Here is a 9,371-nt window from a genome sequence, read left to right on the forward strand (position 1 = left end):
CTCCCCCAGTCGCCCCGCGATCGCCGAGGCACCCGCGCCGATCAGGGCGGCAACGGAAAACAGGGTCGCCGCGCGACCCAGCGACAGCCCGCGCTCGCCCAGATGCTGGACGGCGAAGCTGTGGATCGTGGTGTTGACGGTCAGGGAAGCGGTGTAGGACGCAATCACGATCCAGAGTTGAGGTGTTCGTATCGCGGCGCGCGGCGTCCAGCGGGCGACGGCGACCGGCCCGATATCGTCCGTCGCCCGTTCGACCCGGTGTGGCACGACGCGGGTGCAGGCGGCCGCGCCGAGGCCCGCCAGCAGGGAGGCGACCGCCGCCATCCCCCAGAACGGCCGCCAGCCCGACAACAGCAGCGCCGAGACGTAAAACAGCAGTGGACCGGAGACGGAGCCCAGCCCGCCGATGGCGAAATACATGCCAAGTGCGCTTCCTGGCCGGGCATACAGCGTGGCGATCACGTGGGTCGCGGGGACACTGCCGGCAAAACAGAAACCAACGCCCAGCAGGATTGTGCCGAGATCGTAAATGCCGGTTCCCCGGGCCAGGGCGAGACTCGCAAAACCGGCACACAGCAGCAGACCGCCCATGATCAGGGTCAGGCTGACGCCCAGCCGGCGGATCGTCAGGGCCGGCAACAGGCTCGACACGCCGCACGACACGCCCAGCAACGTGAAGCCGAACCCCGCCTGGGTCCAGCTCAGCCCGATATCGCGCACCATCATGGGCAGCACGACGCCGAGCGAATTGAACGTGCCCGCCATCAACAGGAAGTACAGGGCGCTGAGCATCGTCGTGACGACGGGCGGGCGGGACAGGACGGACGCCATACGATCGGGAATTCCGGAACAGACTTCAGTGGGCGCGCGATGAGAGGCCAGCGGAGGCGGTATCGTCAATCATCTGAACACGCCTGATTGGCCCACGCGGCGCAGACCGTTGCCGTGTCCAGCACGGTCGCGCAGTGTTCGGCGAGCAGGGCGAGGGCGGCCTCATGCCTGTCGGGGGCATAGTCCGCGCAGGCGTCACCGACGAGGACTATGTTGAAATCGTGATGAAAACCGTCGCGCGCGGTGCAGTCCACACAGCACCCGGTCGTCACACCGCACAGCACCAGCGTGTCGATCGCGCCCGCGCGCAGCCTCTCGGCCAGCGACGTGCCGAAAAAGGCGGAATACAGCCGCTTGTCGATGACGCTCTCGCCCGGCGCGGGAACGATACTGTCGAACGCGCAGCCCGGTGTGCCATCGCGGCAGAGGGCGGCAGCGTCCGGCGGCAGGCCACGGCGGCGCAGAAATGTCAGCAGTGCCCGCGTATCGGTCTCGGCCGACGTCACGACACGCGTGAACAGGACCGGGGTGCCCGCCGCGCGGGCGGTCTCGATCAGCGTCCTGATCCGCCTCAGCGCGACCTGTGCCGCCGCGATCGACGCGCCCGTCCGCGCCATCGCGCCGTCGGGTGCGGTAAAGTCGCGCTGGGCGTCGATCACCAGCAGCGCCGTGCGCGCCGGGCCTATCTGGACCGCGAGTGGTTCGGGGATGGTCGATGCGGCGGTGGGCATGGCCGCAGCCTATGTCGACGGCGCACCACGTGCCAAGGAGGTGCTTTCGGTGTCCCAACGGTTGCGCCTATAGAGAAGGAAGCAGGAGACCGTTGATGACGCAGGACGAGAGGCAGCAGTTCGGAGTGCCGTCGGACGGCGGCGGCAAGGATTTCGGCGTCTTTCTGCCCGTCGCCAATGGTGGCTGGATCCTGTCCGACACGACGCCTCCGCTCCACGGCTCCTACGCGCAGAACAGGGCGATTACGTTGCAGGCGGAGGCGCTGGGGCTGGATTTCGCCATGTCGATGGCCAAATTTCGCGGCTATGGCGGCCGGACACAGCACTGGGACACGTCATTAGACAGTCTGGTGCTGATGTCGGCTCTGGCCGCGCAGACCCGCCGGATCCAGCTCTGGACCACGTTCCACACCCTTTTGCACAACCCGGCGGTCGCCGCGAAGATGATGGCGACGCTGGATCAGGTCAGCGACGGCCGCGCGGGGATCAATGTGGTGCCCGGGGCGTATCGCGACGAATTCGCGCAGATGGGGGCATGGCCGGAGACGATCGGTCACGACGCCCGGTACGATCTGGCGACGGAGTGGGTGACGGCGGTCCGGTCGCTGTGGGGCCGGGACGCCGTCGACTTCAAGGGCCAGTATGTCACCCTGAACGATTGCCGCTCCAGCCCCCGGCCTTCGCGCCGACCGTTCATCGTCGCGGCGGGGATGTCGGAGCGGGGCATGCGCTTTAGCGTCGAACAGACCGACGCGCTGTTCATCGGGGGGCGCGACCTGGCCGAGACCGTGGCGATCAGTGCGCGCGCGCGCGCGCTTGCTCGAGCCGCGGGCCGCAGGCTGCGGCTGTATGCGATGCTGACACTGGTGATCGATGACAGTGATGCGGCCGCGACGGCGCGGTTGTCACGGTTTCAGGCCGGCTTCGATCGGGAGGCCTTCGCGGGACTGATGCGCTCCTACGGCGTTCTGGACGCGGAAACCGGGCAGGAAAACGCGCTGACCGACCGTGCCCGTTCGGGGTTCATGACGCCCGTGGCCGCCGGGCATCCGCAGACGGTGACACGCCGGATCATCGAGATGATCGAGGCGGCGCAACTCGACGGCATCATGCTGGTCTTCGCCGATTATCAGGACGGGCTGGCGCGTTTCGCGTCGTCCGTACTGCCCGCGTTGCGATCGCGTTGGGGTGGCGCGCCCGCTCTTGATCGGACCGGTGATGCGATGGAATCGTTATCATACCGTAATGGTGTGGCGTGACGGGGCCGCGTGTGCGTGTTGTGTTGCTTGGGGTCGCGTGCGCGCTGTGGGGCGAGGCATCCGCCTCTCGTGTGGCCCACGCCGCACCGGCGACGAGCGGCAGCGCACCTGATACCTCGGGCAGCAGCCCGATCGAACGGATCACGGTGACCGCCGAACACGTACGGCGTGACCTGCAGAAGACCGCATCGACCATCAGCGCAGTGTCGGGGCGAACGCTGGAACAGTCCAATGTCGTGACCGTTGCGGACATGAACGGCATGGTGCCGGGCCTGACGGTTTCGAAATCGGCCGGGTTCGAGATGAATGTCACGATCCGCGGTGTGGGTTCGCAGACGCCGGAGAACTCGCTCGTCGCGCAATCGGGGGTCGCCACCTATACGGATGGGGTGTTCCTCGCCAACACGATCTGGCTGGATCAGGCGTTGTTCGACGTGGATCAGGTCGAGGTGCTGCGGGGTCCGCAGGGCGCGCTGTATGGCCAGAGTTCCACGGGTGGCGCGCTGGTCATCAACACACGCCAGCCCGAGCTTGGGCGCTTCGGGGGGCATCTTCAGGCCGGGGGCGGGACCTACAGCCTGGCACTCGGTCGGGCCGAGGTGAATGTGCCGCTCGGGCGGACGCTGGCATTACGCGGGTCGTTCCAGAAATACGACCACGCGCCCTTCGCGCATTCGACCTACGGGTTCGGTCTGGATGACGCCCAGACGCAGGGCGGTAAGCTCGCGCTGCTGTGGCGGCCGTCAGAGGCGCTCAGCGCGACGCTGACGGGCCAGTGGTATGGCGCGGTGAACGGTGGCGCGGAACAGAAGAATATCCTCGACACGACGCCCGATCCGCGTGTCGTGGCGCAGGATTATCCGTCGAAATTCGCGCTGCATACGTCGTTGTATCATCTGAATCTCGACTATCGCCTGCCGTGGGCGACCGTGCGATCGGTCACGGCGTATCAGCGGCTGAACAACACGATCCAGATGAACGGCTCGCGTCTGAATGTCGCGCAACTGGGCTATTACGACAATGTGGCGTCATGGGCGACGCGTATGAACACCTACACGGAGGAACTCTCGCTTCAGTCGCGCGAAGGCGCGCGCCTTCACTGGGTGACCGGCGTGTTTCTGCTGGGGCAGCGCAGTTCGCAATTCGTGGCCGAGTTTATCGGCAGCACCCCCGCGGCGCCGGACGCGTTTGTCGTGACGCCCGACATCGCCGCCAATCCGCCGTCGAATCTTTCCTACGGCAACCGCACGGTCATCAGTCGGTTCACGGTCGCGCCGTATCTGCAATGGACCTATGATATTCTGCCCACACTGCATCTGACGGGTGGTGCGCGGTTCAACGTCGATCGGTATGCGTCCGGCACCAGCAGTTTCTCGGCTTTCGGGTCCGGGGAGGGTGGCGCGCATTTCCGGTCCTGGACACCGACATGGAAGGCGGAGCTGTCCTACGACCTAACGCGCGACGTTCTACTGTACGGGGATGTGGCGACCGGATACAAGCCCGGCGGCATCAACGGAAATCTGGACTCCCGTGTCGTGGGACAGACGTTCGCGCCGGAACGCAACACGACGTTCGAGCTGGGCGCGAAGTCAATGTTGCTCGACAGGCGTTTGCGTCTGAACGTTGCCGCTTTTTTCTCGAAATATCACGATATGCAATATATCGAGAACGACCCTTATCCCTACGCATATGGCATTGCCAACGTGCATGCCACCGAGATGTGGGGGCTTGAGGGCGAGAGCACATACGCCCTGTTTGACGGACGGTTGCGATTCGACGGCGCGCTGGGCCTGCAGGATGGACGGGTCATCAGTCACGATCATGCCGTCGATGCCGCCACGACGAACGCGGTCTATGCGTCCAGCGCCGCCTGCGCGTATGGCGGCCAGTATTACAACACGGCCTGCTGGAGCGCGGTCGAGACGGCGGCACCCGACATTCACGGCAACATGCCACCGCAGATGCCCCATGTGCAGGGGTCGCTGTCCGTGGCGTGGCGTTGGACAACGGCATGGGGCGACATCGTGACACGCGCGCAGTACCTGTATCGCGGCCCGATGATGGCCCGGGTCTTCAATGCAGCACCCGTCGACCACGTGCCGGGCTATCATCAGGTCAATGTCTACGCATCGTTCGCACCGCGTGCCTCGCGGTGGGAGATCGCGCTGACATGCAGTAATCTGACAAACATGGCGGGTGTGAACTCGCGTTTCACCGATCCCTATGGAACAGGCCAGACCAGCCAGCAATTCATCGCGCCGCGTCAGATCTTCGGCACCGTCGATTACCGATTCTGACGCGTAGTGTCCGCCATCGGATCGTCGATACGCCGGCGCGCGGAACTTTCAGGCGTCTGTCTCGTCTTGTCACGCACCTGATGCCGTCGTGCCGCAGTGTGCGCATCCTGTCGCCATGATGTGTCGCGACGGTCGGGTCAGGCACCAGCAAGAAAGACGGTATCATGACCGCGTTTGAGGAATATCTGGCATGGTTGCGCGCGGCCTGGCACTGGCTGGCGCCGCGCATCGGGCGCGTGGCCCCCCTGAGACAGGACGCAGGAGACCGGCTATTGCGGTCCCGTCGCCGTATGCACGGGGGCTATGAGCACCGCCGGGGCGCGCAGCCCGCCGTCCGCGCGATCACGCGGTCGAGTTCGGGGTGCTGCAGGACATCCATGCACTCCGTCACGTAAAGACGCGCTTTCTGCGCAAGCGTATCGGCCAGGGTGCCGTCGTCGTGGGCGATGGCGCTTTCGTTGACGATGGTGGCCAGTGACGCATGTCGCTCGTAGGCGGTACGCACGACGCGAAAGGCCAGTCCGTTGACGATGTCGTCGAATTCGCCCACGCCGAAACGCGACTGGCAGAGCGAGCGCTGGGTCATGGCCTCGCGGTAGAGCGTGATCGCGGGGCGGCTTTCGGTCCGGTGGAAATGCCGCTGATGCCATGAGCGGGCCCAGGTGTGTTCACGCTCGGCGGCGAGATGTTCGTCCATGGCGTCGCATTGCTCGCGCTGCGAGCAGTGAATCGTCCATGCGGCCAGCCACGCGCTGGCATAGTCGGGGTAGGCATGGCGGTACCAGTCCGGCTCCATCCCCGGTTTTTTCGCGGCGAAGCGAAACCCGCGCTGACCATCGATGCCATAGAGCAGGACGAGGTCGGCGCCGCTGTCGGGATCGCGCCCGAGTGCGAGAATGTGGCCCGCGTCGCCCCGATGCATGTGATGCTGCAGTGTGAAAAGGTCCAGAAGCACGTCGTCGTCCACATGGCGCGTCGTGTGGGCCTTCACATAGGTCATAAACAGCGGATTGCGGACCCCGGCCAGCGCGCGGGGACAGAAGTCGAAGCTCCACCAGCGCGACATGCGAACCATATGGAAGGCCAGAGCGTCGCGCAGATGCACAAGCGCTTCCGGCGGCGTGCAGGTGCACGTGCACAGGGCCTGTACGCTGCGGAAGCGGCTGATGAGAGTGTTGATCTGCCGCGAGAAGCCGCGTCCGGGCGTGAAATAGTCGAGGATGTGGTTCGGCTGCGACTGTTCGAGATGCCATTCGACACTGGGCGTGCGTGTATCGCTCATGGTCCGCGTAATCCCGGGATGAGAAAAAAGGGTGGCGGCGTCCGAACCGTCTCGCGACGTATCGGACGCCGCCCCGGAGTTTCCGCGGGGCAAGGGCGGGGGATCGACGGTCGGGTGACAATCGTTGGCCCCGCGGGTGTTACCTTCATATTGCGATCGCATCGCAATTGCAAATTGAAAGATCGGCCGGGGTGGGGCGCCGGAGACGACCGTAAACCCGATCGCCTGCCGCGCGGTCCAGCGGGCGGTCGACCTTCGGCGAAAGCGGCAGGGAGTGCGACACTGCGGCGCGTTTTCCGACGAGCTGCACCCGAGGGGTCGCGGGGTAGCCGGCGCTGACAAGGGGGCGGCGCCGCGTGCGGGTAAAAGCCCCGAGACCGTCCATCGTCGGGACTCGATGCGTTGATTTTTTCGGGGTATTCTAGGAGGCTTGATGCGGCGTGCTCGCCCGGCCCGACCCGAAGACCATCACTCCGAGAGGACACGTGACACGATGACGTGGGTTCCTGCTTCCGACCGTTACGAGAACGCCGTGTTCCGCCGTTGTGGCCGCTCGGGCCTCGATCTGCCGCCTATCTCGCTGGGGCTGTGGCACAATTTCGGCGGTGTCGATGTGTTCGAGACCGGACGCGCGACTGTTCGCCGCGCATTCGATCGCGGCGTCACGCATTTCGATCTCGCCAACAATTATGGCCCTCCCTACGGATCGGCGGAGGAGAATTTCGGCGCCATTCTGCAGTGCGATTTCCAGGCGCACCGGGACGAGATGATCGTGTCGTCCAAGGCAGGGTGGGATATGTGGCCCGGTCCCTATGGCGTTGGCGGATCGCGGAAATATCTGCTGGCGTCGCTGGAGCAGAGCCTCAAGCGCATGAAGCTCGACTATGTCGATATCTTTTACTCGCATCGTCCGACGCTCGACGTTCCGCTTGAAGAGACGATGGGCGCGCTGGTCCAGATGCACCGTCAGGGCAAGGCGCTGTATGTCGGGATCTCGTCCTACGGGCCCGAGCGCACGCGACAGGCGGCGGCGATCCTGCGGGACGCGGGCGTGCCGCTGCTGATCCATCAGCCATCCTACTCAATGCTCAATCGGTGGATCGAGGTCGATCTGCTGGATGTTCTGGGCGAACTGGGCGTCGGCTGCATCGCGTTTTCGCCGCTTGCGCAGGGCATGCTGACCAGCAAGTACCTCAACGGTATTCCGGACGGCAGTCGCGCGGCCGCCGGTGGGTCGTTCTCGAAGGAGCTGCTGACGGACGACAATATCGCCCATATTCGTGCGCTGAACGACATCGCTCAGGAGCGCGGGCAGTCGCTGGCGCAGATGGCGATCGCCTGGGTGCTGCGCGACCCGCGCGTGACCTCGGCCCTGATCGGTGCGCGCAATGTCAGGCAGCTTGACGACTCGCTCGACGCGCTCCGGACGCTTGCGTTTTCAGACGAGGAACTGATCCGCATCGACCATCACGCGCGCGAAGGGGGCGTCGATCTGTGGCGCGATCTGTCGGACTGAGCGTCCGATCCGGCTATGGCTCCCGGTCGAACGGATCGGGGTCGTAGCGTACACCCACCAGATAGAGCCCGTCGGGCGGCGCAGTCGGGCCGGCGGCGCGGCGGTCGCACGCCGCGAGCGCCTCTGCCATGCGGTCGGGATGCCAGCGGCCCGTGCCGACCAGATGCAGTGATCCGACCATATTGCGCACCTGGTGGTGGAGAAACGACCGGGCGTGCGTGCGCACCTCGATGACCTCGCCGGTGCGTGTGACCTCGAGTGTGTCGAGCGTGCGGACGGGGTTCTTGGCCTGACACGCCGTGGCGCGAAACGATGAGAAATCGTGCCGCCCCAGAAGATGCGCCGCGCCCGTGCGCATTGCGTCCGTGTCCAGCGGGTGTTTGACATGCCACACGCGGCCCGCGTCCAGTCCGGCCCGGCTGGGTCTGTTCAGAATACGATAGAGGTAGGACCGTCGCCCGGCCGAGAAACGCGCGCTCCAGTCCGATGGCACCGGCACGGCCGACAGCACCACGACTGGATACGGCTTCATATGGAAGTTCAGCCCGTCGCGGATCTGGTGTGGCCTGAGCGCGAAACCCGCGGGAAAATCGAGATGCGCGACCTGCGCGGTCGCGTGGACGCCGGTGTCCGTGCGGCCGGCCGTGACGCTGTCGACGCGAACGCCGCCGGTCAGGCGCGTGGCGGCGTCTTCCAGCACCTGCTGGACCGACAGGCCGGTGATTTGCCGCTGCCAGCCGACGAAATCACGGCCGTCATACTCCAGTCTTACCGCCCACCGGCACGGCGCGTGCTGTACGTGGGGGTCAGACACCCAGTACGGTCCCGGCCGGCAGCGGATGGCCGCGCAGGAAATCGACCGCGTCCATCATGCCACGCCCGGGTTTCTGGAGACGCCCGATCCGAAGGGCGCCGTCGCCGCACGTCACGGTCAGCCGGTCGTCGGTCACTGTGCCAGGGGCTACCCCGGTCGGGGCCTCGACAACGTCCGCCGCCCCGATCTTGAGCGTGAGGTCGCCCAGGGTCGTCCATGTACCGGGCCACGGCGTAAGGCCCCGGATCTGTCGGTCGATGTCACGCGCGGGACGCCGCCAGTCGATACGACCGTCCGCGCGCGTCAGACGCGCGGCATAGGTCACGCCCGTGTCTGTCTGGGGGACGGCTGTCCGTGGATGGGCCAGGACATCGACGATCATCCGGGCACCCAGCGCCGAGAGCATGTCGTGCAGACCCGACGCCGTGCTGTGGTCGTCCAGCGCGACGGCGCTTTCGGCCAGCACCGCGCCGGTGTCCAGCCCTTCGTCCATCTGCATGATCGACACGCCGCTGCGCGTGTCGCCGTGCAGGATCGCGGCCTGGATCGGTGCGGCGCCGCGCCAGCGGGGCAGCAGGCTGGCGTGGATGTTCAGGCAGCCCAGACGCGGCGCGTCGAGCATCGCGCCGGGCAGGATCAAC

General features: G+C 65.9%; 8 protein-coding genes. 3 read left to right on the plus strand and 5 right to left on the minus strand.

The genetic code is table 11. The features are described 5' to 3' along the window. Positions 1-831, minus strand: an 831-nt coding sequence (locus HUK82_RS12130) for an MFS transporter (RefSeq protein WP_176614211.1), incomplete at its 3' end; no start/stop codon positions are given. A gap of 65 nt (positions 832-896) precedes the next feature. Then, positions 897-1,562, minus strand: a complete 666-nt coding sequence (locus HUK82_RS12135) for a cysteine hydrolase family protein (protein WP_176614212.1) — start codon at positions 1,560-1,562, stop codon at positions 897-899. A gap of 95 nt (positions 1,563-1,657) precedes the next feature. Here HUK82_RS12135 and HUK82_RS12140 point away from each other — a divergent pair, with 95 nt between their 5' ends. Then, positions 1,658-2,821, plus strand: a complete 1,164-nt coding sequence (locus HUK82_RS12140; protein ID WP_176614213.1) for an LLM class flavin-dependent oxidoreductase — start codon at positions 1,658-1,660, stop codon at positions 2,819-2,821. An 11-nt stretch (positions 2,822-2,832) separates the two neighbouring features. Next, positions 2,833-5,118: a TonB-dependent receptor gene (locus HUK82_RS12145; RefSeq protein WP_212648048.1), complete on the plus strand. Its 2,286-nt coding sequence runs from the start codon at positions 2,833-2,835 to the stop codon at positions 5,116-5,118. A 301-nt stretch (positions 5,119-5,419) separates the two neighbouring features. On the opposite strand, the gene HUK82_RS12150 is transcribed toward HUK82_RS12145, so the two are convergent. Beyond that, entirely contained in the window at positions 5,420-6,400 is a 981-nt protein-coding gene (locus tag HUK82_RS12150) for a hypothetical protein (protein ID WP_176614215.1), read from the minus strand. A gap of 493 nt (positions 6,401-6,893) precedes the next feature. On the opposite strand from HUK82_RS12150, the gene mgrA reads away from it, so the two are divergent. Further along, the gene (mgrA, locus tag HUK82_RS12155) at positions 6,894-7,916 is read left to right on the plus strand and encodes an L-glyceraldehyde 3-phosphate reductase (protein ID WP_176614216.1); all 1,023 of its coding nucleotides are present in this window, start codon (positions 6,894-6,896) and stop codon (positions 7,914-7,916) included. 13 nt (positions 7,917-7,929) lie between these two features. Here the strand turns inward: mgrA and truA are convergent, their stop codons facing one another. Next, entirely contained in the window at positions 7,930-8,730 is an 801-nt protein-coding gene (gene truA / locus HUK82_RS12160; protein ID WP_176614217.1) for a tRNA pseudouridine(38-40) synthase TruA, read from the minus strand. Further along, the coding region (locus tag HUK82_RS12165) for a methionyl-tRNA formyltransferase (RefSeq protein WP_176614218.1) at positions 8,723-9,371 on the minus strand (649 nt) is incomplete at its 5' end. The genes HUK82_RS12165 and truA, both read right to left, overlap by 8 nt.

Origin of the sequence: Ameyamaea chiangmaiensis (genome assembly GCF_013376175.1) — a bacterium.
GTDB lineage: Bacteria > Pseudomonadota > Alphaproteobacteria > Acetobacterales > Acetobacteraceae > Ameyamaea > Ameyamaea chiangmaiensis.